This window comes from Caballeronia sp. LZ043, assembly GCF_031451075.1.
GTDB lineage: Bacteria > Pseudomonadota > Gammaproteobacteria > Burkholderiales > Burkholderiaceae > Caballeronia.
In genome coordinates this window covers 1,110,036-1,132,722 of record NZ_JARUXT010000002.1, presented here as the reverse complement: position 1 = coordinate 1,132,722, position 22,687 = coordinate 1,110,036, and the positions used below count along the sequence as shown (strand labels likewise).

Sequence of the window (22,687 nt, the reverse complement as noted above, 5' to 3'; positions counted from 1 at the left end):
AATGTCTGTTCGTTCACGCCCCTCTCGATTTCCCGATCATCATCATGAGTCACTCTGACGAAACACGAGTCCGCACTGCGAAGGGTCGATCACTTGCGCGGGGCCTCGGATGGTTCAGCCTCGCGCTGGGTGCAGCCCAACTGCTCGCGCCGCGCGCGGTTGCCCGCGCGACCGGTATTCGAACGAGTCCGGCGCTGATGCGGCTCTATGGTCTTCGCGAGATCGCAGCCGGCATCGGCATTCTTGCATCACGCGATCCGTCTCCTTACGTGATGGCTCGTCTGGGCGGCGATGCGCTCGATCTGATGACGCTGGGGACTGCGGCACCCGTGCCGGCGCGCGCGGCGTCCACACGCAGAGTGACGGCAATCGTCAACGTTGCAGCCGTCACGGCGCTCGACGCGCGGGCCGCGGTCGCGCTCGCAGCCGACAAGAGCCATCAGCGCCGCGAACGGGCGGAAAGCGCCGTCGCGCTGTACAGCGACCGCAGCGGCTTTCCACGCTCGCCTGAAGAGATGCGCGGCGCCGCCGTTCGCACATGAGCGAGCGGTCCAGGCGTTGCGCGAGCAGGATGCAACCTCTCACGATACAACGCTGGTCTGTCCTGTTCGCCCGGCCCTCGGGCGCGCGCCCGTTCTAGAGCGGCTTGCGCGGCAGCGTCACCTTGAAACAGGTCAAGTGCGATGAAGTCACGCTGATAGACCCGCCGTGCGCCGTCGCGATCTCCCGCGCGATGAAAAGGCCCAGTCCCAAACCCGCGCCCGCGCGGCGCGGCGTCGGCGACCGGTTCTGTCGCTTAAGCGGATCGAACAGCGTGCGACGATCCTCGGGAGAAATGGGATTTCCTTCGTTCGTCACCGACAGCGTGACCGTGTTGTCATGACCGATGGCTTCGAGTGTGATGTTGCCATCCTGCCGGCCATGGTCGATCGCGTTTTCCAGCAGATTGACGAGCATCTCCTCGATCCGGGCTGCATCCCACACACCTGCCAGATCCCCGGAAAACCGCGCGGTCACGGCTTGCTCCGGATGCAGTGCGTCGATCTCCGTGAGCGCATGCTCGCAGATCTGATCGAGCAGCGCGGGTCTGGCCTCGATCGGCAACATGCCTCCAAGACGAATCCGCGTGAACTCAACGAGGTCTCCGACAATAACCTGCGCCCTTTGGCTGCTTCGATGGATGTTCGCCGCAGCACGAAGGGGCTGCTCGGGCAACTCGCCCTTGAGCATCAGATACTGGGCAGAATTGGCAATGGCGCCAAGCGGCGTTCTCAGATCGTGTGCAAGGATACCCACCGAAATGTCCCGGATGCGCTGAAGAGAATGCGAATAGCACGTGATCGACTCGGTCAATGCCTGATCGACCGCTTCGTTGAAACGGACGAGCTGTCGCGTGCTCAGCTTCGCATTGTCCAGAGAGAGGCTGAACCAGTGCCGAACGACGCTCGCACGCAACGCCCGATATTCCGCGACCATGTCGCTCAGCGACAAGCCCAGACTGAGCCGCTGTTCGGCGTGCGCACGCGCGGCGGCGCTCACACCGGGCGCATTGCCCGGCATGTCTCCGATGGCCTTCGCATCGGTTTGCGGCTGCCTCATATCCGCGATGATCTGTTCGACGAGGCGCACTGCTGATTTCCAGTTCATCGGGCCGTGGATGCGGTTCGGCGATGCCCAGGCGACCCGCCTGCATTGCCCAGTCTTCGAGCACGAGTGAGAGATTCGACTCGATGAATTCGGCCAGATCCATGCTGTCCCCGCAAGTATCGTTGGCAGATGCCGGTCGCGATGATGAGCACATGCGAACGATCAGTGCCTCATACGCGCCGGGACTCGCGCTTCAGTAGGCCACAGTTTCGCGCAAGGCAAAGGCAACGGACGCTTCAGCATGGCGTACGAATGGGTTGCCATAGCGCGCTGCGGACGGGCCTAATTGAAGGATCGCCTTACGCCATCGGCATAGCAACTGCTGCACGGAGGTTTTCATGGGTGTCACGAGACGTATGCGGCGGGACGAAAGGCGCCCTCACAAAACGTCATCGTCTCGCCCGGCGCGGCGCGGCGCCCGAGCCTGATGGTTCTCCGCGCGATCCTTAAGCTGTTCTTATCTCAAGAGATAGAAAGCGATGAATACCCGCCCTTCCCCTCTGTCTCACCCGCAAGCGCGCCGCCGACTGAACGCTTCCGGCTGGCTGACGGTTCTGCTTCTGGCGCTTGCTGGGCTCTATCTTGCCATCGGCGGCGGCTGGCTCGTAATGATCGGCGGAACGCCTTACTACGTGATTGCGGGCATCCTGATGCTGATTGTCGCTTGGTGCTTCTGGCGCGCTCGCGTGCTTTCGCTCTGGCTTTACGTGTTGCTGCTGCTCTGCACACTTATCTGGGCCATCGCCGAAGCCGGATTCGATTTTTGGGCGCTTGCACCGCGGCTCGACGTGCTAGTCATTGTCGGCATCTGGCTGCTGTTTCCTTTCGTTCGCCGCTCCTTCGTCGCCTCGGCGCGTACAGCCGGATTTGCGCTGGCCGCGACGCTCGTGCTGTGCGGTATCGCGCTGGTTTATGCGGCGTTCAACGACCCGCAGCAAATCGATGGAACCGTGACACGCGCGACGACAGAACCTGCAGGATCAGGCGATTCACACACCGGACCCACGCATCGCCCTGGCGACTGGCTCGCCTACGGCAATTCGCAGGGCGGCACGCGCTACTCGCCGCTCGCGCAGATCACCGACAAGAACGCGAAAAATCTGCACGAGGCGTGGAGTTTTCGCACCGGTGACATGAAAGGCCCGAACGATCCCGTCGAGATCACCGATGAGGTCACGCCGATCGCCGTCGACGGCACGCTCTTCTTCTGCACGCCGCATCAGAACGCCATCGCTGTGGACGGCGCAACGGGCCGGGAGAAATGGCGCTTCGATCCAAAGCTGCAGCCCGATCCCAGTTTTCAGCATGTCACCTGCCGCGGCGTTTCGTGGCATGAAACTCCTGAAGGTTCCGCATCTCGTCGAGCGGGCAGTACCGCGGCCCTGCCTGCGTGCTCGCGGCGCGTCGTGTTGCCGGTCAACGATGGCCGTCTGTTCGAGCTTGACGCAGACACCGGCAAGCCGTGCGCCGCATTCGCGGACCACGGCGTACTCGACCTGCAACATCTTCAGCCCGTCAAGACGCCGGGCCAGTACGAGCCGACATCGCCGCCCGTCGTGACCGCGAAGGTGATCGTCGTGGCAGGAGCCGTGACCGACAACTATGGCACGCGCGAGCCGTCGGGCGTGATCCGCGGTTTCGATGTCGAGACGGGAAAGCTGTTATGGGCGTTCGATCCGGGTGCGCGGGATCCCAACGCGATTCCCGATGACCAGCACGCTTTCACGCAGAACTCGCCGAACTCCTGGGCGCCCGCCGCCTACAATCCGCAGCTGGACCTGGTCTATCTGCCGATGGGCGTGTCCACCCCGGACATCTGGGGCGGCCATCGCACGCCGGACCAGGAGCGTTACGCGAGCGGCTTGCTCGCGCTCAATGCGACCACCGGCAAGCTCGACTGGTTCTATCAAACGGTTCATCACGATCTTTGGGACATGGACCTGCCTGCCCAGCCTACCATTGCCGACATCACGGACCAGATGGGCAACACGGTGCCTGCCATCTACGCCCCCGCGAAAACCGGCAACATCTTCGTGCTCGATCGCCGCACCGGCAAGCCAATCGTGCCGGCGCCCGAGCGGCCGGTCCCGCAAGGCGCGGCGAAAGGGGATCGGCTTTCGCCCACGCAGCCGTTCTCGCAACTCACCTTCCGGCCGCAAAAGAATCTCACCGGCGCCGACATGTGGGGCGCAACGATGTTCGATCAGTTGATATGCCGCGTGATGTTCCATCGGCTGCGCTATGAAGGGCCATTCACTCCGCCGTCGGAACAGGGTACGCTCGTGTTTCCCGGCAATCTGGGCATGTTCGAATGGGGCGGACTCGCGATCGACACCGATCGCCGCCTCGCGATCGCGAATCCGATTGCGCTGCCGTTCGTCTCGCAACTGGTGCCGCGCGGGCCTGGCAATCCTGTATCGCCGCCGCAGGCGGGACAGGCAGGAACCGGCACGGAGGTCGGCATACAGCCGCAATATGGCGTGCCTTTTGGTGTGGAGCTGAATCCGTTCCTGTCGCCGCTGGGCCTTCCCTGCAAGCAACCGGCGTGGGGTTACGTCGCCGCGCTCGATCTCGATACCAACAAGGTGGTTTGGAAAAAACGCATCGGTACGACGCGCGATGCCTCGCCGATTCCAATCCCGTTCAAAATGGGCATGCCCATGCTCGGCGGTCCGGTCACGACGGCAGGCCATGTCTTCTTCATCGCGGCGACCGCCGACAATTACTTGCGGGCGTTCAGCACCGACACTGGCGAGGCGCTCTGGCAGGCGAGGCTGCCTGCCGGCGGCCAGGCAACGCCCATGACTTACGAAGCAAACGGAAAGCAGTATGTGTTGATCGCGGCGGGCGGACATGGTTCGTTCAGGACGAAGCTCGGCGATTACGTCATCGCCTACGCCCTGCCCTGATCCGGTGACTGCCGCTGGCGCCCTCCAAGCCGAACAGGCTCTGGGGGACGCCGTGGGGCGTTCATTTGCGGATGGCGTAAAGACGCGTCGGCAGCGCTGCGGGGTTCTGCGGCTGGTACCAGCTCATGTCCGGAATACGGGAATCGGTGACATAGATCGTCCCGTCCGGACCCTCGGAGAACGTATCAGGCCAGATCAGCTGGCGGTCACGCACGAGGGTCGCGAAGCGCTCGCCCTGGCGCACCCGGATCGCGTGGTGTTCGACTGACGACACATACAGGCGTCCGCGCGGGTCGATCCACAATCCGTCGGCGGGGCCGTCCACGCCCACCGCTTCCACGCGGGACGCCACCTGGTCCGCGCCGAGCTGAGCGTTCTGCAACGCGTCGGTGGCAATGCGATAGAGCGTCTTTCCCTTGACCGCCTGCCAGTACAGATAGCGCCCATCCGGCGTCAGCGCGATGCCGTCGGCGGCGAAGCTGACGCGTCGTCCGTCCGTCTGCTGCAAGGGCTTGCCGTTCACCGTGACCGTCACGCTCTTGTCGACTTGCGTGCTCGGATCGCCGTCGAGAACGCGGCGCGCGACGCCGGACTCGATATCGACGACGACGATCGCGCCACGCACACCCGAGTCCGTGATGTAGGCCGTGCGTCCGTCCGGACTGATGCGCACGTCGTTCAGATAACTGCCTTGCGGCGCGATGCTTTCGTCAAACGCATAGGTTCGAGCAACACGATTCGACGCGAGATCGATGCGCACCAGCTTCGGCGCGCCCGGCACGATCAGCGACTGGGCGGGCGCGCCGGGATCGATGACCCAGAGATTGCCGCGTGTGTCGGCCACGACCGATTGCACGCATACCCAATGATCGGCGGGCGTGACCTCGTCGCGGCGCGCATTGCGCCAGGTGTTCCACTCGGCATCCGGGTAAGGCCGCAGGTCGCCGCCTGACCCCACTTCCGCCACCGAGAGCGGCGCGTCTTCGGTCCAGCGCGGGAAGTTCACGAACATGCGTCCGTCGGGCGCGACGGTCACGCCCGTCACCTGGTGATCGAACGAAGCGACGAGTTGCAGCCGGGCGTTGCTTGCGTGCTCATCTCGGCCCGTCCGCCACGCGGAATCGTCGGCATCGCCAGCTAATGCGGCGTGCGCGCAAAAGGCAGCGCCAAGTGCGATCAGATAACGGCGATACGGTTGCATGGTTAGCTCCTGGTGATGCCGCGATGCGCGGCAATCGCCAGCAGCAATCATGGTGCCGTTTCGAATATTCGCGAGTGCCGGGAGGCCTGCGTTACGGACAGCGCGGAGGTCTTCCTGACGGGCCGCTGTGGCATGCACGGTGCGCGTGAGTTGGCACCTTTCTGACACGCAATCCTCCGGGGAACCACCATGCCGAACATGCCAGTTGACCAGAACCTCACGCATGACCGATCCACGACATGGTTCGATTGCCTGGTTCCCTCGCAGGACCGATGCGCCCGAGTCGAGGCGCCGGCCTTTGAACCCTGCGCCCGCAAGCACCTGTCGATCACGATTGTCGAACGGCTCTCGCCACACACGGCGCTGCTCTCATGGTCCGATGCGCGACTGGGCTGCATGGCCGAACAGACCTGGACGTTCGGCAGGGCGCGGCAGGAGGACGTCTGCGCGTTTAGCGGCGAACTCATCAAGCGCGGTGATCCGATCTATCGCCCGCGCAAGACAACGCCCCCGGCGCTCAACGCCCGCTGCGTGATTGCGGCGCGCCACGTCGTGGACGCCATGCAGTCGTTCGAGCCTCTCTGAACCGGCTCTCGGGCCCGCTCACGCAAGCGGCCGTATCAGCGCCTCGGCGGGTACGCTCGCCGCGCGCTGTGCAAGACGCTCGAACTCGACCGGATCGTGGCTGCTGAAGACACGTACATCACGTGTCGCGTCAGCATTGCAAAGTGCGCGCAGCCTTGCCTGATTATGCCGGCGGGCTGCGCGGTCCTTGTCCATCATCCATTGATAGAGCGCCAGGCCGGGGGTACAGTGCGGCCGCTCGGCGTCCATCTCCGTGTGATAAAAGTAGGCATCGGCGGCAAGCAGCAGCCAGCCTGATCCGGTGCGCACCGCGATACCGGCGTGACCGAACGTATGTCCGCGCAGCGGCACGAGGGCGATGTCGTCGGCGAAGCGCGCAAGCGGCCTCACGCGATCGAAACCGTGCCAGCGGTCGCCGCCTTCGGCGTGAACCACCCACTTGTCGCGGGTCGACCACTGCTGCGGCCGGAAGCGCTGCCGGTCCAGCCAGGTCCTCTGCTGCAATGCGTAGTCGCGCTCGGTCTGGAGCATATGGACCGTCGCGTGGGGGAAGTCGTCGAGGCCGCCGGCGTGATCGAAGTCGAGGTGACTGAGCAGAATATGGCGCACGTCGGACGCGGCAAAGCCGAGCGCCTCGACCTGTCTGAGCGCCGTCATCGTCTCGCGAAAATCCGGCTTCAGCATGAGGAGAAAGAACGTGCTGAGCCGGCTGCGCGGATTCGCGACATCGCGCAAACCGAAACCCGTGTCCACCAGCACGAGGCCGTCATCGGTCTCGATGAGCAAGCAGTGGCAGGTCAGCTCGCCGCGTTGCAGAAGGCCTGCCGTACGCCCGTCGAAGAGCTTTCCGCTGAGGGGGCAACTCGAAATGCAATTGAGGTGATGCACGCGCATGTCGTGGCTCCGAGAGGACCGTCACGCGCGCGGGTCCGCTTCACTGGACGGCACCCGTGACGCGATGTACCCGCAGGCAGGGTTTGCCGTGGCGAGCCCGCGCTCGTGAGCGGGCAAAGTACGACTTGCCGGTCAGCAGTTCGTATGCCAAAGGCTCGACCGTGCTCCGCGCCTGTGCGCACCGGGAGAGTACGACGTGCCCTTCAGCAGTTCGTATGCCGAAGGCTCGACCGTGCCCGGCGCGATGGACACCCGACGATGATCTCGATGAGGCACGACGAATGCGCAGCGCGATTGTCCCGTGGTTGCCTGGTTCGTCATGCACCCGGGTGCGTCCCCATCCATACCCCGGCGCAGGCGCCAAGGAACGAGCATGGACATGCCCAACTATTCTCCGTCCATCACGACCATGATCCGCATGGACCATACGCACGTGATGGCGGCTTTTCATCGATATCATGCCGCTACGTCCTGGTGGAGAAAGCGAGCGATCGTCGAGCTGGCTTGCACGGCACTGGAAATTCACGCTCAGCTCGAGGAAGAGATCTTCTATCCGGCACTCGCCGGCGTTCTCCACAGCGATGACACGCTCGAAAAGTCGAAGCCTGAACACGACGAAATGCGTGCGGACATCGCGAGGTTACGCGCCATGCATCCGCGCGATGCCGCCTTCGACGCGCGCTTCATGAAGCTCATGCGCGAAGTGATGCATCACGTTGCTGAAGAGGAAACGATGTTGCTGCCCGCTGCGGAGCGTGCGCTTGCGGCCGAGCTTTCCGCGCTCGGCGCGCGCATGACTCGCCGCCGCCTGCAGCTGGTGGCGCAGAAGCGGCCTGCAGCCATCGCTGCGAATACGGTCGGGACTTTCCCGTTTGCGTCGCTCGCGATGGCAACGCTGGGCGCCGTCGCGATCGCTCGCTGTCTGCGGCCCGCCAGGGTCCGGCGCGGGCGCCTCGGATGAACACGCGCGCCGGGAATGAGCTTGCGGCGTGTTCGGCACGTCGATTGCATTCCACGGTGGGCCGTATGCACGGCCTGCTTTGGGAGCGACGCACGTTTCCTTCGTAGCGCTGTGCAGCGTCACATGTTCCCTCATGCCGACAGGAGATAAGGATGACCGACCCCGATCGCACGCACAACCCTGTGGACGCCCTGAAGACCGAGCGCGCCGACAGTGCCTACGAATTCCCTACGAGCGAGAGCGTGGCTGCCGGCGAACGGCACGCGCCGGGTCAGGACAGCGACGACCACGGATTCCGCGATGCGTCCCAGGCATGGGACGCCGGCCATGACGGTCCGTCCTCGGCCGATGCGCGGGCGAAAGCGAAGGCCAGGCTCGTCGGCCTGCAGGATGCGATGAACAGGAAGTACAGGGTGGCCGCCGACACGACAGACGATTTCGTGCATGACAACCCGTGGAAGGCCATTACGTTAGCGGCGTTGGCCGGATTCGTGATGGGGATGCTCGTCTCGCGGTAATCTCGCGGTAAGCGCGCGCACGCCCGGCGCGGCCGTGTTCAGCGGTGGCTCCGGAAACACGCCGGCTGTCGGCCCGCCCGCGCGCACCGGAAGGGAGTGAGCGGTGATCATCGAGGCGGTCTGGTTCATCGTAGTGGGCGCGCTCCTGATCCTCATGACGGTCATGCGCGGGGTGATCGCGCGTCTGCCCATGACGGGCGCCATGGTCTATCTCCTCGCGGGCTTCGCGCTGGGCACGGCCGGCGTCGGCTTGCTCGAGCCGGACATCGAAGGGAACCTGCGCCTGTTGCGTGTGCTGACCGAAGCCGGGCTCGTCATTTCGTTGTTCGCGATTGGCATGCATCTGCGCGTACCGCTCTCCAGCGAACTCTGGCGTCTCACGCTACGGTTGGCCGGCCCGGCGATGATCCTGACGATCGGTCTCATGTATTGCGCCGCGCGCATTGGCCTCGGCCTTGCAGCGGGGCCCGCGCTGCTGCTCGCAGCGATACTCGCACCGACCGATCCCGTGCTCGCCAACGAGCTGCGCGTGCGTCGGGCGGGCGATGACGAGCCGCTGCGCTTCGCACTGTCATCCGAGGGCGGCTCCAACGATGGCGCCGCCTATCCTTTCGTACTGATCGCGCTCGCCCTGTGCGGCAGCGCAAGCCTCGGCAGTTCCCATCCGTGGACCTTCGCCGCCGCCATCGTTTGGGGCGTCGCCAGTGCACTCGTGATCGGCTGGGGCATCGGCTCGGGCGTCGTGCGCGTCATCATCCGTCTGCGCACGCGCTATCGTCAGGCGCTCGGGCTGGAAGGTTTCATCGCCCTCGGACTCATGGCGCTTGCCTACGGCGCAGCGCTGCTCGTGCATGGCTATGCGTTCATCGCCGTCTTTGCGGCCGGCGTGGCCTTGCGTCGGCAGGAGCTGGCCGCCACCGGCGACACTGCGCCCGGCAAGGCGCTCGAGTCGGTCGAGCGCGGCGAACGGGAGGAAGCCGCCAAGGACCCCGAGCTCGCGCACGCCTACATGGCCGAGACCATGATGGCCTTCGCGCTCGAGTTCGAGCGGCTGGTCGAATTCGCGCTGATGCTGTTGATCGGCAGCGTCGTTTCGGCCCATTGGCAGGCGCTGCTCCACTGGCAGGTTGTCTGGCCTGCTCTCTTTCTGTTCTTCGTGGCCCGCCCGCTTAGTGCGTGCCTGTCGCTCGCCGGATCCTGCATGGACCGCCAGCAATGCCTGCTTTCCGGGTGGCTCGGGATCCGAGGCGTCGGTGCGTTCTATTACCTGTTATTCGCCTTTGAGCAGGCCGGCAAGGAGCAAGTCCAGCCGATCGCGCCGATCGTGCTCACCACCATCGTGCTTTCCGTGGTCCTGCACGGCACGAGCGCCACCACGCTTCTGCACCGCTACTTCTCTGACCGGAACGCCGCGTGACGCCCGATTGGAACAACGATTGCTGACCTTGGCAGGCTTGTCCGGTTTCTGTCCATTCGGACGAGATATCCCAGCGCGAATAAGATCCGGCCGCCCCATCATGCAAAGCGCTTTGTCTCCCGCCGGCGTTCAGGCCAGCCGCATCCTCGATCTCTGGCACCTGACGCTAGGGGTATGCTGCGCGGTGTTCGTCGCCAGCCTGCTCGCGTGCTTCTTTGCCATGCTGCGCGCCCCGCGCGCCACGCGCTGGACGCCGCCAGAAACCTCCGGCGCGCACGCTTCGCAGCCTGGCCTGCGCCTTTCCGTGATTCTGGCGACCAGCATCTCCGTCATCCTTCTATTTGGCCTCATTCTCGCGGACGTGCTGACCGATCGGGCGCTGTCCCGCCTGCCGGTCGACAAGGCCCTGCACATCGAGGTCACGGGCTATCAGTGGTGGTGGCAGGCCCGTTATCTGTCCGAGGACGGTGCACCCGCTTTCACGCTCGCCAACGAGCTTCATGTTCCAGTGGGCCGTCCGGTGATCGTCGCGCTGAAGGCCGCCGACGTCATCCATACATTCTGGGTGCCGAGTCTGCACGGCAAGAAAGACATGATTCCCGGCCGCGACGCGACCATCGAGTTCCGCGCGGACAAACCGGGCGTCTATCGCGGACAGTGCGCCGAATTCTGCGGCTACGAACATGCGCTGATGGCGTTTTTGGTCACCGCCGATCCTCCCGCGCAATACGAAGCCTGGGCCGCGCGGCAGCGCCTGCCTGCCGTGGACACCCTGGATACGGTCGCCGCGCGCGGTCGGGAGGTGTTTCTCACGCAGGACTGCGCGCGCTGTCATAGCGTGCGGGGCACGCCAGCGCAGGGAAGCGTCGGGCCCGATCTGACGCACGTCGCGAGCCGGCAATTCCTCGCCGCCGGCACGCTCGCCAACAATCGCGGCAATCTCGCCGGCTGGATCGTCGATCCGCGAACGCTCAAGCCGGGCACGGCCATGCCGCCCACCCGCCTGCCGCCCGAAGACCTGCAGGCGCTGCTCACGTGGATGGAGACCCTGAAATGAGCGATACGCCGCTGACCGACGGCCCGCACGCCGCGCCCGAAGCGCGCAGTACGCTCGCCCAGACCTGGCGCGACCCGGTCGGATTCATCGGCATGTTGAGCGCGATCAATCACAAGACGATTGCGCGCCGCTTCGTCGTGACGACCTTCGTGTTCTTTCTTCTCGCCGGCGTGCTCGCGCTCGCGATGCGCACCCAGCTGGCGCGTCCGGACCAGCGTCTGATCGGGCCGAATCTCTACAACGAACTCTTCACGATGCACGGCACGACGATGATGTTTCTGTTCGCCGTACCCGTGATGCAGGCCGTCGCCGCCTATCTCGTGCCGCTGATGATCGGCGCACGCAGCATTGCCTTCCCACGCATGAACGCCTACGCGTACTGGGTCTTTCTATTCGGCGGCCTGCTGCTGTTCGGCGCGCTCATCGTGAATACCGCCCCCAATGCCGGCTGGTTCAGCTATGTGCCGCTCGCCGGCCCCGACTACTCGCCGAACAAGGGCGCGGACATTTGGGCGCAGATGATCACCTTCACCGAGCTCTCCGGGCTTCTCGAAGCGGTCGTACTGATCACGACCATCTTCAAGCTGCGCGCGCCCGACATGTCGCTCAACCGCATGCCGCTGTTCGTCTGGGCCACGCTCGTGACGCAGTTCATGGTCATCTTTGCGATGCCGGCCGTCATGTTGTGCAGCACGGCGCTGATCCTTGACCGCCTCGTCGGCACGCATTTCTATAACCCGGCGAAAGGCGGCGACGTGCTCCTGTGGCAGCACCTCTTCTGGTTCTTCGGACATCCCGAGGTGTACCTGATCTTCATTCCGCCGCTGGGTTTCATGTCGTCCATCATCCCGACCTTCGCGCGCCGTCCCGTGTTCGGCTATCCGGCAATGGTGCTGTCGCTCATCGCCACTGCGTTCCTGGCCTTCGGACTGTGGGTGCATCACATGTTCGCGACGAATATTCCGGAACTCGGCAAGAGCTTCTTCACGGCCGCGAGCCTGATGATCGCCATCCCTTCGGCGATCCAGATCTTCTGCTGGATCGGCACATTGTGGACCGGCAAACTCAATCTGCGCGTGCCCCTGCTCTTCGTGCTCGCGTTTTTCTTCATTCTCGTAATGGGCGGCATGACCGGGATCATGGTGGCCTCCGTGCCGCTCGACCTGCAGGTCCACGACACGTATTTCGTCGTGGCGCACCTGCACTACGTGCTGTTTGGCGGCGGCGTGTTTCCGCTCTTCGGCGCGTTCTTCTACTGGTTCCCGAAGTTCGCAGGCCGCATGCTGGACGAGCGTCTCGGCAAATGGCAGTTCTGGCTTTTCTTCATCGGCTTCAACGTGGCCTTCTTTCCGATGCATCTGCTCGGTCTGCACGGCATGCCAAGGCGGGTGTGGACTTATCCGCACGGGCTCGGATGGGACGGCATGAATCTCGCCGCGACGATCGGCGCCTACATGATCGCGTTCTCCGTGCTGCTGTTCATCGTCAATGTCGTGAAGAGCATGCGCCGCGACGAACCCGCTCCGGCCGACCCATGGGGCGCGGGTACGCTCGAATGGAGCGTGCCGTCGCCACCGCCCCCGCACAATTTCGATGCGATACCGGTCGTGCACGGCCGCGATCCCTTGTGGGAACCGTCGGCGCAGCCCGCGTTCGTCGCCGGGCTTGCCGTCGATGCGCGCGAGGTGCTCGTCACGAGCGTGCTCGATGCGCAGCTCGATCATCGCCCGCTGTTTCCGAAGCCCTCCGTCTGGCCGTTCGTGAGCGCCGTGGCGACGACCGTGCTGTTCATCGGCTCAATCTATACGCCATGGGCGATCGTCTGGGCCTCGCTTCCGGTGGCCGTCACGATGATCGGCTGGTTCTGGCCGAATCGCTCCGAGAATCGCGCCGCCGTCGCGCGGGAGCGTCAGCCATGAATGCCGATAGCCACAAGGCCACACCCCGCCCGAATCCGGCCGACAGGAGCCAGTTGGTGCTGGACGTCCGCGCGCTGCCCACCTTCGCCTTCAGTCATCGCAGCCTGATGTGGTGGAGCACTGCCGGCCTGATGCTGATAGAAGGAACGGTATTCGCCATTGCGGTGATGATGTACTTCTACCTGCGCACGCGCGCGCCCGCCTGGCCGATGGCTTCGGACGCGCCCGAACTTCTCTGGGGCACGGTCAACACCGTCGTTCTCCTCCTGAGTCTCTGGCCCAATCAAATGGCGAAGAACGCGGCGGAACGCGGCGAGCGCAGGAACGCGGCGATCTGGCTCGCGCTCTGTCTGGCTGCGTCGGTCGCCTTCCTCGTGCTGCGCGGATTCGAATTCGCGACGCTGAACGTAAGCTGGTACACCAACGCCTATGGATCAGTCGTCTGGCTGCTGCTCGGTCTGCATACCACGCATCTGATCACCGATACTGTCGATACGGCCGTGTTGACCGCGCTCCTATTTACTGGTCCGTTCGAGAGCAAGCGCTTCGTCGATGTCAGTGAGAACGCGCTCTATTGGTATTTCGTCGTGTTGAGCTGGCTGCCAATCTACTGCGTAATCTACTGGGCCGCGCGGCTATGAGAGTCTGGCTTGCGCTGCTCGGCGCTCCCTCCATCGTGCTCGGCTGCCTCAGCCTGAACTACGCGCTCGTGACGCCGGCGTGCCGGCTCGGGGGTCAGGCGTTGCTGCACGGTGTGAGCGGCGCGAGCGCGCTCGCGTGCGTGGCGGTCACGCTGCTTGCGTGGCAGCGCTGGCGCGCGGCGCGGCGTGCCCTCGCCCTGCCGACGCCCGATTCTGCCGACCGCCCCGCGCGTCCCGCATTCGTCGCCGTGGTCGCGGCAGGCGTGGGCGCGCTGTCGGTCTTGTCCGTCATCGCCATATCGATACCGCAATGGCTCCTGTCCGCGTGCTGATACCCGGGCCGATTCTCGGCCTTCTCGCATGTGCCGATGCTCACGCGCACGTCGCTGCCGAGGCGGGCGGAGCGGCCGGGGCGTCGCCTCTCGCATGGACCTTCGAGCCGTGGATCGTCATCGTGCTGACGGCAAGCATAGTGCTCTACCTCTGCGGCTACATGAGGCTGCGCAAGCGCAGCACGCACGGTCGCCAGGAACGCACGAGATGGCTCTGCGCGTTCATTGCGGGCTGGCTCACGCTCGTCGTCGCACTGGTATCGCCGCTGCATGCGCTGAGTGAATGGCTGTTCTCCGCGCACATGCTGCAACACGAACTCTTCATGCTCGTCGCGGCGCCGCTGCTTGTCATCGGCCGGCCGCTTGCCGTGTGGCTCTGGGCATGTCCGGCCGGCGCGCGGCTGCGCATCGGCGGGGCCACGCGCGCTCGCTGGATCGCACTGCCGTGGCGCTGGCTGACGCTGCCGGTCGTCGCGTGGCTGCTGCATGCCGCCGCGCTCTGGGTGTGGCACGCACCGCGCTTCTTCGAAGCCGCGCTGGCGCGTCCCGGCATCCATACGCTGCAACATGCGAGCTTCCTCGCCAGCGCATTGCTGTTCTGGTGGACCGTGTTCGGCCGCGTATCGGACGCGCGCGGTGCGTCGAACGCGCACGCGATGCTTTCGCTCTTCACGACCATGGTTCATACCGGCGCACTCGGCGCATTGCTCACGCTCGCACCGGACGTCTGGTATCCGTCGTGCATCGAGACCACGCGCGCGCTCGGATTTGACCCGCTGCAGGATCAGCAACTCGGCGGTCTCGTCATGTGGGTGCCGGGCGGGCTTGCGTATCTGATTGGCGGATTGCTGGTCGGCGCGCGCTGGCTGATGAGACGCCCGCCTTCGCGTGTTGACGACCGCATCGTCCGTGGAGGATGACAGCATGCACAAGCTCATCCTCGCGCTGTCACTGGTCGTTGCGCTCGCGGCTTGCAAGGGTCGGCCGCCATCGTCGGACGCGATCACGGGCGCCAGTCCGCAACGCGGTCTCGAAGCGATCCAGCGCTACGGCTGCGGCGCGTGCCACCGGATCGACGGCGTGCCGGGCGCGTACGGCAAGGTTGGCCCGACGCTGCAAAAGCTCGGCGAGCGCGCCTATATCGCGGGCCAGTTGCCCAATACGCCGGAAAATGTGCAGACCTGGATCCGCTTTCCCCAACGCGTCGTGCCGGGCAACGCGATGCCGGACCTCGGGGTGAGCGAACTTGACGCCCGCGACATCGCTGCCTACTTGTATCAGCCATGACGACACCGGTCTTCCGCCTGTTTCTTGCCCTGCTTCTGTGGCCGCTCGCGGTCATGGCGAAAGATGCGGCGCCGTCGCAGGCATTGATTGCGCGCGGTGCGTACCTTGCGAAAGCTGCGGATTGCGCGGGCTGCCACACGGCGGCCTCGAACGGCGCGCCGTATGCCGGCGGACTCGAACTGACCTCGCCGTTCGGCACCATCGTCAGCAGCAATATCACGCCGGACCTGGAAACAGGCATCGGCCAGTATAGCTTCGAGGACTTCGCGAGAGCGCTGCGCGAAGGGCTGCGTCGCGACGGCAAGGGTCTGTATCCCGCCATGCCTTATCCCGCCTTCGTCAAGATCACGGACGACGACATGCGCGCGCTCTACGCTTACATGATGCAGGGCGTGCCTGCCGTCAACTTCAAGCCGCCCGAGACCCGGGTGCCGTTTCCGTTCAATCAGCGCTGGGCGTTGCGTCTCTGGCGTGCAGCGCTCGCGCCGAAGGAACGCTTCACGCCTCGGCCCGACCGCGATGCCGACTGGAACCGCGGAGCGTACCTCGTGCAGTCGCTCGGACATTGCGGTTCGTGTCACACGCCGCGCGGCCTCGGATATCAGGAGCGCGGCTATGACGAATCATCGCAAGCGTTCCTTTCGGGCGGCCTCAACGACAACTGGTTCGCGTCGAACCTGCGTGCGGACCCCGGTTCGGGTCTCGCACGCATCACAGCGGGAGACCTCGCGGCCTTCATGAAGACCGGCCATGGCGCAGGCATCGCGGCGTATGGCAGCATGGTCGAAACGATCGAGGACAGCCTTCAGTACCTGACCGATGATGACCTGCGTGCCATCGCGGTGTACTTGAAGACGTTGCCTGCGACCGGCGCCGCCGACGGTGTCTTCGATCCAGCACTCGCGCAACCTGGCCGTCTGAAAACGCGCGCGCCGGACGTTCCGCCCGCACAGGGCGCGGCGGTCTACGCGGGCTTTTGCGCGCAGTGCCATCGCGATGACGGCAAGGGCGTGCCGCAAGTGTTTCCGGCACTGGCTGGCAATCCCTCCGTCGTCGGCGAAGACACGACGTCGCTCATACGGCTGCTGGTCGAAGGCGGCAACAGTCCGGCAACGATAAACGGACCGCCGCGCCAGGCGATGCCGTCGTTTGCTGCACGCCTCACGGATGTCCAGATCGCCCAAGTTCTGACCTACGTGCGCGCGTCCTGGGGCAACGACGCGCGCCCGGTCACCACGAACGACGTGGCGTCGCTGCGCAGCACGCTGCACAAATAGGCCAAAGAACAGGTTGAAGGCCTGCGACCGGCTGGCCATGCGTTCGGCATGCCCGGCTTCACGCCGCCCGATCCAGCCGGATCGACGCTTGTCAGACGCCTTGTAGGCATCTATCACACTTCTCGGCGGCTCACGCGTCGTCAGCACGCGCAACGGATCGAAGGAGCCGTTGCACACATGCTCGACAACGCGGGCGTCACAGCCGATGGTTACAGCTTTCCATCATGAACCCCACGCCCACCAGCGCGCGCATGGGGGGCTTCGTCAGGCCCCACAGAGGCTGCACGTCCGCGCCGCCGTCGCCGATCTGGGTGACGAAGCCCAACAGCGATTCATCGGTGTGATCGGAGTCGATCAGCCTGCGGTTGGCGAATCTATACGCCGCTGAAAAGGAGTTCGCAAAGAAGGCCGATGCGGCGTTCGCGTTCGGCATCGAGGTCGATGTGCTCCGCTCGCGAATAACCTCCGCTTGCCAGGCGCGCCAATCGCCATGATGCCTGCTCATCATGTCTTCTTGGCGCATTGCGCCAGATACTGATCGAAATAGTGTTCGACGCGCAAGAGCGCGTACAGCGCCGCCTCGCGCCTGATTTCGTTGCGCTCGCCCTCGAAGTGCCGGGTTTCGGTGAAAGTCAGAACCGCGCCGTCGCGCGCGCGATACGACCACGCGAAACACTGCGTGCCCGGCGGGGGACCACCGTCCGGCACGGTGTCGGCAACGCCGGTATTGGAGACCGCGACATCCGCGCAACACGCTTCCTGCCGAAGTGCGCCCTCGGACATCTCCTGCGCCACGGCTTCGCTCGTCAACCCTTCGCGCTGCATCGTTTCTTCGCGCACGTCGAGGAAACCAGCCTTGCCTGTCGGGGAGTAAGTGACGAAGCCCACGTCGAGACAGCTTCCGCTGCCAGGCACCGACGACACCAACGAGGCAATGTATCCCGCTGTGCACGACTCCGCCGTCGCGAGTTTAAGGCCGCGCGAACTGAGAAACGAAACAACCTGCCTGGGGATGTCCATAGTCGACCTTTCTTGCAAGGCTTGTCCAAGAGCTTCTTCAGCAGTCGTTATGCCGTCCCATTCTTTATCCGTGGAAGTAACGTGCGCATATGTCCACTGGGAGCCTATACGACGAATGTACGACGCGATTGCCCCGCGGTCGCTTGCCCGCCCATGCCCCGGTGTCGTTCCACATGCAAAGCGCACGTCGCCAGGGAGCGAGAATAGGCGTGCAGAAATGGTGTTCGTCTTCCACGACCATGATTCGCATGGATCGCACGCACGTGACGGCGGCCCTCGATCGTTACCACATCAGCGCACACCGTGGCGGCGCAGGCGGGCTATTGTTCAACTGGCCTGAACGGCGGTGGAGACACACGCTCAAAACAAGAGGTAGTCGTCTGTCTGGCGCTCGCATCGGTGCTTCCCGGCGATGACATGTTCGAGATCTCGCCGGCTCCGACCAGCGGCTTGGACGCCAGAAGCAGATCGTCGCGAATTGGGCGTGATCTGTGTCATCACCCACTCCGGGGATCGCAACTCGTCGGAGCGGTCCGACCATGCTTATTCGAATGTATGTGCGAAGGACCGCATTCGAGGCTTGCCGGTGCGCGCAAAAACCGGTGCAATACGTACGCGCCAGGCGTCGACGCGGAAGGCGAGAATCAAGGCTTGTTCGACTATCGAGACCGTCATGCGTCAAACCTTCGGCAAGAGGCCGAAGCTTGTTCTCTTTTCGACCTCGACAACGCCTTGCGCAGGTTCGTCGCCGGATGATTTCCTGATCTACGCGTCGTATCGCGGTAGTCAGACGTCTGGCTATGTTGGCACCTTGAAAGTAGTGCGGAAAACGGATAGTAGACTGCTTTACCCGTTCGAAGGCGCGGAGCAGTTGGGGCCGTTCAAGACGATGATTGAGGCGATTGAAGCCGCTCAAGCTCGGGGAGAGGCTATTGTCAATGGCGACATCGCCAATCCGGAGTTATGAACCGGCTAGACGGGTGGTCTTCGCGTATTGATCTTCGTCGCGTCTTCAACCTCTTCGGTTCTTGAGCGACGCCTCGCGAAGCCCGAGTTGTGGAATTCTTCGCCGCCCATGCGGCCTATGAGCGTTCCCTTCGGCAGAACCGTCACACAGTGCTGCGCGAAGTGCCGCAAAACCGCGTCACCGGTTTCGTGCCCGAAGGTATCGTTCACCAACTTGAAGTGGTCGAGATCCACCAAGGCGATGGACACGGCAGCCGAATCCAGAGACTGATTGTGCAGAAGCGCATCCAGGCGTGCCAGCGAAAAGCGACGATTAGGTATGCCCGTGAGTTCATCAAGCCCACTGAGTATCAGTGCACGGTCTCGTTCGAGCGACAGCGACTGCTCCGTGCGTTTCAACGCCGTGATGTAGGCTCCCGTTAAAACGATCCAGCCATCAGGAAGAAGCGTCTCGGTGCACCAGTACCATCGATCGTCAATGAAGTCGACGGGGAAGGATCGCTGGCGAGGCTCGTCAACTCGGTCTCGCCGACGACTTTGTGCGTCGGCGATGAACGCGATTGGGTCTTGCGACTCGATGCGTAGTGTCGTGCCGCCGTCAATGGCATTGAGGATAATCCCCGCGAAGCTGACTGTCGTGCCCAACTCCACGCCGAAGATGGAGCGAAACGCAGCGTTGGCATAGCGCAGGAAATCATTCTCGTCGTAGATGCCGATGATAGCGCTTCCGACGGAGAATGCTTGTAGCACCGTTGACACAACGCTTGCATGGCCGACTCTTGGCCCGAAGTCCTCGACGACCGGATCGCTGCCCATGCTAGACGCCGAGCATTTCTTCCGATGCCGGAATTTTTAAGCGCACCCAAGCGTGATTCTCGCCTTCGCTGCAGCGACTGATACGCACGGCTCCTCCCCTGTTTCAACAAACGGACTTTATACCCTCACTTCGCCGCCTTGATTTGGTCCGCAACGGGCCGTTTGCGGACCCGTGGTCATTTGTAACTAGTGCGCGGCGGGCGCGAACGCCGCATCTACACCTCAAAGGTCCTTGGCCTCGACAAGCAGATGGGGTGGCGTGGTCGCTGCGCGCGCTGCGGCGCGGTGCCGCGGAGGTTCACTCCGAACGTGGCGGATAAAGACTGCATGATTGAGTCTGTCTTGCGCGAATCTGTCCCGCCTTTTGTTGCCCGCGCCGTGGCGGCGTTGCCGACTTGCCGCTGAACGGGCTTGGGATCGTCCAACGCATGGTACTCGTGACATAGAAGCCGTCGTAAGCCATCATGCGCTCAGCATGGACACCGCGCTCTGTGCAACAAGGCGCGTGGTCAAATCACTTTGTCGGAGCGCGGCGCGACTCGCTGATCCCGCAACATTGCCGTGAACCACCGGTCCTTCTTTGAAACCTGTTGCATGCTTTGCAGTCGATCCGACAGTCGCGGCGTCGCGGGTCATGACTTCCGCAGCGACAGTCTGATCCTTTCCTCCGACTCAGAACTGCCGTTCAAACAGTCAGCAGTCGTCATGCCCCAGGCGAACACATCCGTGCATCAACTGATTCACTCTCGATCTACTTTGACTTCGGACAGATCGTCTTCCCTAACTTCTGCTTCCCGAACGGTTGTACCCTCTTCGTCTGATTCGGACACATCCGTCTGGAAGGTTTCGCCCTCTTCGCCGGGTGGCGTTTTAGTATCCGGCGAACTGTCCCTGGGGTTTTGCGACGCGTTGTTCATGTCTGTGCTCCTGTCATAAAGATGTGCTTGAGGGGGGCAGGCAACGCCTCTGGGAGATCGACGCCGTCCCAGCGAGCCAGCGATACCAACAGCGCATCCGCCATTCCCGGATCCCACTTCCGATTCACAATTTGGATGGTCCATACGGTTGGTTGAATGAGCCGTGAGGAACAATGGGGTCAACAACCACTCCCGGCCGCCAATGAACGTCGTCATCTTTGTACTCGCTTGAATCAAAGCGGTTATTGTGCTGGGTCGGTGTCCGCAACGACAAGGTACGACACGACGCTTTGCATCAGAAGGTGCGTCGGCTGTGCTCGCCACGCGCACCCGCAAGAAGCATGACGACGTCGCCAACGCTCTCCATTTGGTGCGCACGCTCGTGCATCCCTTCGATGCATCGATTTACGACGAAGCGAGCACTTAGTCCGACCTTCCATCGCTTGCGCCGACCGAGCGTGCTCATCACTCGGAGGCGACTGCGGCACGAGGTTTCAGAACGCGTCGCAGAGCGCCGTCATTGGAGCAAGGCGGGCGGTCGCAATGGACCACGGTCGCGACGGCTTGCGAGTCTATGCGGTACTCGTCGAGCCACATCTCGACCAATTTGGAAGCGCATGCTCAACGACGAAGCGCTGGCGGGAAGACCCACGAAGCGCATGTGCCGTCATCGCCTTTCTTGCAAGCGACAACGCTCGCTTCTTCACTGGCGCGAAAACAAGACATGGCGACCTGAACGCTTCCACGGACAACCGCCGCATGTGTTAAATCTGCGGCGAAGGCACACGCGTTGCTGAAAAAGAAGGCGCTCGCTTGACATATGACACGCGAGCGGCTTTCGCAAACGCCCCGGCGCAGAGGCCCTGCGCCAAGGATCGCAGCACGCGAGACAGTAAGTGACAGTTTTCGCTTCTCTTGGTCGTTGCGAGCGTCTTTCGAACTTTGAGCTAATCGCGCGCTGTCCGAAGCGAGGACTTCGCAAGTGCCAACGAAAGGAGTCGTGCTTATGTTTGCCCATAACAAACGCCTGCAATACACCGTTCGCGTCGCCGCACCGAACCCCGGCCTCGCCAACCTGATGCTCGAGCAGTTTGGCGGTCCAAATGGCGAACTCGCCGCCGCCATGCGTTACTTCACGCAAGCGGTCGCCGAAGACGATCCGGGCCGCAAGGACATGCTTTTCGATATTGCGACGGAGGAGCTGAGTCATCTCGAAGTAATCGGCTCCATCGTCTCGATGTTGAACAAGGGCGCCAAGGGCCAACTAGCTGAAGGCGTTCAGCAGGAAGCGGAGTTGTATCGCTCGCTGACGGGCGCCGGCAACGATTCGCACATCACGTCGCTGCTGTACGGTGGCGGGTCGCCGTTGACGAACTCCGCGGGCGTGCCTTGGAGCGCAGCGTACATCGACACGATCGGCGAGCCGACGGCCGACCTGCGTTCGAACATCGCCGCGGAGGCCCGCGCCAAAATCGTCTACGAGCGGCTCATCAACGTTACCGACGATCCCGGGATCAAGGACGCGCTCGGTTTCCTGATGACGCGTGAAATTGCGCATCAAAAGTCCTTCGAAAAAGCATTACATTCGATTCAGCCCAATTTCCCGCAAGGCAAGTTGCCGGGCATTCCGGAGTTCACCAGTGTGTACTTCAACATGTCCAAGGGCGACGACGCGCGCGGCCCGTGGAATGAAGGCGGCGACTGGACGTTCGTCGAGGATCCGCAACCTGCGGTCGACGGCGGCGACGGCACCGCCACCGTGAACGTCTCCGAGCAGGACGTCCAGACATTGCAGTCGATGGCGTCACGCACGGCGTCTGACCCGACTGCGCAGCCGACTACTGGCGCGGATCTCGGCGCAGGCAAGGCGACTAAGGTGTAACACGGGCAAGAGCGTTGCCGCTCCGGCGAGCAGCGCTCCTGCCAGCTACAGGCATTTCTCAATAACCCGACAAGGAGTATGACCATGCCAACTGTGACATCGAAAGGAACCGTTGTAGTTCATCGCAATCCCGTGGACTGGATCGCCGGCGCGCTCGTAATTATCGGCGCATTGAACTGGGGATTGGTGGGCGTTGCTCACTTCGATGTGGTCGCGGCGCTCCTGGGCGCAGGTTCGACAGGCGCCCGGATTGTCTACATTCTGGTCGGTCTGGCGGGGCTTTACGTCCTGTTTCGCGCCTTCGTTCCCGCACGCGGCCACGAACTTGCGCACCGGTGATCAGACTTCCGATCGCTTGCGCAACGCTAGACCGGTGCTCTAAATGGTTCCCTCGGTGACACAACAGTTCGTTCCCATCGAGCGCACCAATGCCAGGACGTG

Annotated in this window: 23 protein-coding genes; 16 read left to right on the top strand and 7 right to left on the bottom strand. The window is 63.5% G+C overall.

Features of this window, described 5'->3' with window-relative positions; all coding sequences use genetic code 11:
- The first annotated feature begins 44 nt into the window (after nt 1-44).
- Entirely contained in the window at nt 45-542 is a 498-nt protein-coding gene (locus tag QCE64_RS18815; RefSeq protein WP_310005454.1) for a hypothetical protein, read from the top strand.
- Nucleotides 543-636: 94 nt separating this feature from the next.
- Here QCE64_RS18815 and QCE64_RS18810 read toward each other — a convergent pair whose 3' ends face one another.
- Nucleotides 637-1,629, bottom strand: a complete 993-nt coding sequence (locus QCE64_RS18810; RefSeq protein WP_310005452.1) for a HAMP domain-containing sensor histidine kinase — start codon at nt 1,627-1,629, stop codon at nt 637-639.
- Between the two features lie 497 nt (nt 1,630-2,126).
- Between QCE64_RS18810 and QCE64_RS18805 the strand changes: the two genes are divergently transcribed.
- Entirely contained in the window at nt 2,127-4,556 is a 2,430-nt protein-coding gene (locus tag QCE64_RS18805) for a glucose/quinate/shikimate family membrane-bound PQQ-dependent dehydrogenase (protein WP_310005449.1), read from the top strand.
- Between the two features lie 61 nt (nt 4,557-4,617).
- On the opposite strand, the gene QCE64_RS18800 is transcribed toward QCE64_RS18805, so the two are convergent.
- Nucleotides 4,618-5,757 (bottom strand): L-dopachrome tautomerase-related protein, encoded by a 1,140-nt coding sequence (locus QCE64_RS18800; RefSeq protein WP_310005448.1) that lies wholly within the window; start codon nt 5,755-5,757, stop codon nt 4,618-4,620.
- A gap of 189 nt (nt 5,758-5,946) precedes the next feature.
- Between QCE64_RS18800 and QCE64_RS18795 the strand changes: the two genes are divergently transcribed.
- On the top strand, nt 5,947-6,342 hold the full coding sequence (locus QCE64_RS18795; RefSeq protein ID WP_310005445.1) for a DUF3331 domain-containing protein: 396 nt from the start codon (nt 5,947-5,949) through the stop codon (nt 6,340-6,342).
- A gap of 18 nt (nt 6,343-6,360) precedes the next feature.
- Here the strand turns inward: QCE64_RS18795 and QCE64_RS18790 are convergent, their stop codons facing one another.
- Nucleotides 6,361-7,236: an MBL fold metallo-hydrolase gene (locus tag QCE64_RS18790; protein WP_310005444.1), complete on the bottom strand. Its 876-nt coding sequence runs from the start codon at nt 7,234-7,236 to the stop codon at nt 6,361-6,363.
- Between the two features lie 373 nt (nt 7,237-7,609).
- Between QCE64_RS18790 and QCE64_RS18785 the strand changes: the two genes are divergently transcribed.
- The 10 genes from QCE64_RS18785 to QCE64_RS18740 all read left to right on the top strand — a co-directional run bounded on the left by QCE64_RS18785 (nt 7,610) and on the right by QCE64_RS18740 (nt 16,645).
- On the top strand, nt 7,610-8,197 hold the full coding sequence (locus QCE64_RS18785) for a hemerythrin domain-containing protein (RefSeq protein WP_404987413.1): 588 nt from the start codon (nt 7,610-7,612) through the stop codon (nt 8,195-8,197).
- 152 nt (nt 8,198-8,349) lie between these two features.
- Nucleotides 8,350-8,715 (top strand): glycine zipper domain-containing protein, encoded by a 366-nt coding sequence (locus QCE64_RS18780; RefSeq protein WP_310005442.1) that lies wholly within the window; start codon nt 8,350-8,352, stop codon nt 8,713-8,715.
- Nucleotides 8,716-8,818: 103 nt separating this feature from the next.
- A complete protein-coding gene (locus QCE64_RS18775) occupies nt 8,819-10,132 on the top strand; it encodes a cation:proton antiporter (protein WP_310005439.1) in 1,314 nt (437 codons plus the stop codon).
- A gap of 100 nt (nt 10,133-10,232) precedes the next feature.
- Nucleotides 10,233-11,189 (top strand): cytochrome c oxidase subunit II, encoded by a 957-nt coding sequence (gene coxB, locus QCE64_RS18770; RefSeq protein ID WP_310005829.1) that lies wholly within the window; start codon nt 10,233-10,235, stop codon nt 11,187-11,189.
- Nucleotides 11,186-13,108 (top strand): cytochrome c oxidase subunit I, encoded by a 1,923-nt coding sequence (gene ctaD, locus QCE64_RS18765; protein WP_310005437.1) that lies wholly within the window; start codon nt 11,186-11,188, stop codon nt 13,106-13,108. The genes coxB and ctaD overlap by 4 nt, the downstream gene beginning before the upstream one ends.
- Entirely contained in the window at nt 13,105-13,749 is a 645-nt protein-coding gene (locus QCE64_RS18760; protein ID WP_310005435.1) for a cytochrome c oxidase subunit 3, read from the top strand. Before ctaD ends, QCE64_RS18760 begins: the two co-directional genes overlap by 4 nt.
- The gene (locus QCE64_RS18755; RefSeq protein WP_310005434.1) at nt 13,746-14,081 is read left to right on the top strand and encodes a hypothetical protein; all 336 of its coding nucleotides are present in this window, start codon (nt 13,746-13,748) and stop codon (nt 14,079-14,081) included. Before QCE64_RS18760 ends, QCE64_RS18755 begins: the two co-directional genes overlap by 4 nt.
- Entirely contained in the window at nt 14,060-15,001 is a 942-nt protein-coding gene (locus QCE64_RS18750) for a cytochrome c oxidase assembly protein (RefSeq protein WP_310005432.1), read from the top strand. Before QCE64_RS18755 ends, QCE64_RS18750 begins: the two co-directional genes overlap by 22 nt.
- Nucleotides 15,002-15,005: 4 nt before the next feature.
- Nucleotides 15,006-15,368: a c-type cytochrome gene (locus QCE64_RS18745; RefSeq protein WP_310005431.1), complete on the top strand. Its 363-nt coding sequence runs from the start codon at nt 15,006-15,008 to the stop codon at nt 15,366-15,368.
- Nucleotides 15,365-16,645, top strand: a complete 1,281-nt coding sequence (locus QCE64_RS18740) for a cytochrome c (protein ID WP_404987393.1) — start codon at nt 15,365-15,367, stop codon at nt 16,643-16,645. Before QCE64_RS18745 ends, QCE64_RS18740 begins: the two co-directional genes overlap by 4 nt.
- Nucleotides 16,646-16,841: 196 nt before the next feature.
- Here QCE64_RS18740 and QCE64_RS37965 read toward each other — a convergent pair whose 3' ends face one another.
- Both QCE64_RS37965 and QCE64_RS18730 read right to left on the bottom strand, forming a co-directional pair.
- A complete protein-coding gene (locus tag QCE64_RS37965; RefSeq protein WP_404987392.1) occupies nt 16,842-17,168 on the bottom strand; it encodes a hypothetical protein in 327 nt (108 codons plus the stop codon).
- Nucleotides 17,150-17,665: a CinA family protein gene (locus QCE64_RS18730; RefSeq protein ID WP_310005429.1), complete on the bottom strand. Its 516-nt coding sequence runs from the start codon at nt 17,663-17,665 to the stop codon at nt 17,150-17,152. The genes QCE64_RS37965 and QCE64_RS18730 overlap by 19 nt, the downstream gene beginning before the upstream one ends.
- A gap of 673 nt (nt 17,666-18,338) precedes the next feature.
- Here QCE64_RS18730 and QCE64_RS18725 point away from each other — a divergent pair.
- Nucleotides 18,339-18,632: a DUF6723 family protein gene (locus QCE64_RS18725; protein ID WP_310005427.1), complete on the top strand. Its 294-nt coding sequence runs from the start codon at nt 18,339-18,341 to the stop codon at nt 18,630-18,632.
- Between the two features lie 5 nt (nt 18,633-18,637).
- On the opposite strand, the gene QCE64_RS18720 is transcribed toward QCE64_RS18725, so the two are convergent.
- Together QCE64_RS18720 and QCE64_RS18715 are read right to left on the bottom strand one after the other, a co-directional pair.
- Nucleotides 18,638-19,447 (bottom strand): GGDEF domain-containing protein, encoded by an 810-nt coding sequence (locus tag QCE64_RS18720; protein ID WP_310005424.1) that lies wholly within the window; start codon nt 19,445-19,447, stop codon nt 18,638-18,640.
- Nucleotides 19,448-20,187: 740 nt separating this feature from the next.
- Complete coding sequence (locus tag QCE64_RS18715; RefSeq protein ID WP_310005422.1) at nt 20,188-20,364, bottom strand: hypothetical protein; 177 nt, start codon at nt 20,362-20,364, stop codon at nt 20,188-20,190.
- A gap of 1,006 nt (nt 20,365-21,370) precedes the next feature.
- Between QCE64_RS18715 and QCE64_RS18710 the strand changes: the two genes are divergently transcribed.
- Together QCE64_RS18710 and QCE64_RS18705 are read left to right on the top strand one after the other, a co-directional pair.
- Entirely contained in the window at nt 21,371-22,246 is an 876-nt protein-coding gene (locus QCE64_RS18710; RefSeq protein ID WP_310005824.1) for a manganese catalase family protein, read from the top strand.
- Between the two features lie 132 nt (nt 22,247-22,378).
- Nucleotides 22,379-22,585, top strand: coding sequence for a DUF378 domain-containing protein (locus tag QCE64_RS18705; protein ID WP_310005420.1), 207 nt, complete (start codon nt 22,379-22,381; stop codon nt 22,583-22,585).
- Nucleotides 22,586-22,687: the final 102 nt, after the last annotated feature.

Bases quoted from the DNA above. Each gene is read 5' to 3' on its own strand.
- QCE64_RS18815 (WP_310005454.1), top strand. From the start codon at position 45: ATGAGTCACTCTGACGAAACACGAGTCCGCACTGCGAAGGGTCGATCA.
- QCE64_RS18805 (WP_310005449.1), top strand. From the start codon at position 2,127: ATGAATACCCGCCCTTCCCCTCTGTCTCACCCGCAAGCGCGCCGCCGA.
- QCE64_RS18800 (WP_310005448.1), bottom strand. From the start codon at position 5,757: ATGCAACCGTATCGCCGTTATCTGATCGCACTTGGCGCTGCCTTTTGC.
- QCE64_RS18795 (WP_310005445.1), top strand. From the start codon at position 5,947: ATGCCGAACATGCCAGTTGACCAGAACCTCACGCATGACCGATCCACG.
- QCE64_RS18790 (WP_310005444.1), bottom strand. From the start codon at position 7,236: ATGCGCGTGCATCACCTCAATTGCATTTCGAGTTGCCCCCTCAGCGGA.
- QCE64_RS18785 (WP_404987413.1), top strand. From the start codon at position 7,610: ATGGACATGCCCAACTATTCTCCGTCCATCACGACCATGATCCGCATG.
- QCE64_RS18780 (WP_310005442.1), top strand. From the start codon at position 8,350: ATGACCGACCCCGATCGCACGCACAACCCTGTGGACGCCCTGAAGACC.
- coxB (WP_310005829.1), top strand. From the start codon at position 10,233: ATGCAAAGCGCTTTGTCTCCCGCCGGCGTTCAGGCCAGCCGCATCCTC.
- ctaD (WP_310005437.1), top strand. From the start codon at position 11,186: ATGAGCGATACGCCGCTGACCGACGGCCCGCACGCCGCGCCCGAAGCG.
- QCE64_RS18760 (WP_310005435.1), top strand. From the start codon at position 13,105: ATGAATGCCGATAGCCACAAGGCCACACCCCGCCCGAATCCGGCCGAC.
- QCE64_RS18755 (WP_310005434.1), top strand. From the start codon at position 13,746: ATGAGAGTCTGGCTTGCGCTGCTCGGCGCTCCCTCCATCGTGCTCGGC.
- QCE64_RS18750 (WP_310005432.1), top strand. From the start codon at position 14,060: ATGGCTCCTGTCCGCGTGCTGATACCCGGGCCGATTCTCGGCCTTCTC.
- QCE64_RS18745 (WP_310005431.1), top strand. From the start codon at position 15,006: ATGCACAAGCTCATCCTCGCGCTGTCACTGGTCGTTGCGCTCGCGGCT.
- QCE64_RS18740 (WP_404987393.1), top strand. From the start codon at position 15,365: ATGACGACACCGGTCTTCCGCCTGTTTCTTGCCCTGCTTCTGTGGCCG.
- QCE64_RS37965 (WP_404987392.1), bottom strand. From the start codon at position 17,168: ATGCGCCAAGAAGACATGATGAGCAGGCATCATGGCGATTGGCGCGCC.
- QCE64_RS18730 (WP_310005429.1), bottom strand. From the start codon at position 17,665: ATGGACATCCCCAGGCAGGTTGTTTCGTTTCTCAGTTCGCGCGGCCTT.
- QCE64_RS18725 (WP_310005427.1), top strand. From the start codon at position 18,339: ATGCGTCAAACCTTCGGCAAGAGGCCGAAGCTTGTTCTCTTTTCGACC.
- QCE64_RS18720 (WP_310005424.1), bottom strand. From the start codon at position 19,447: ATGGGCAGCGATCCGGTCGTCGAGGACTTCGGGCCAAGAGTCGGCCAT.
- QCE64_RS18715 (WP_310005422.1), bottom strand. From the start codon at position 20,364: ATGAACAACGCGTCGCAAAACCCCAGGGACAGTTCGCCGGATACTAAA.
- QCE64_RS18710 (WP_310005824.1), top strand. From the start codon at position 21,371: ATGTTTGCCCATAACAAACGCCTGCAATACACCGTTCGCGTCGCCGCA.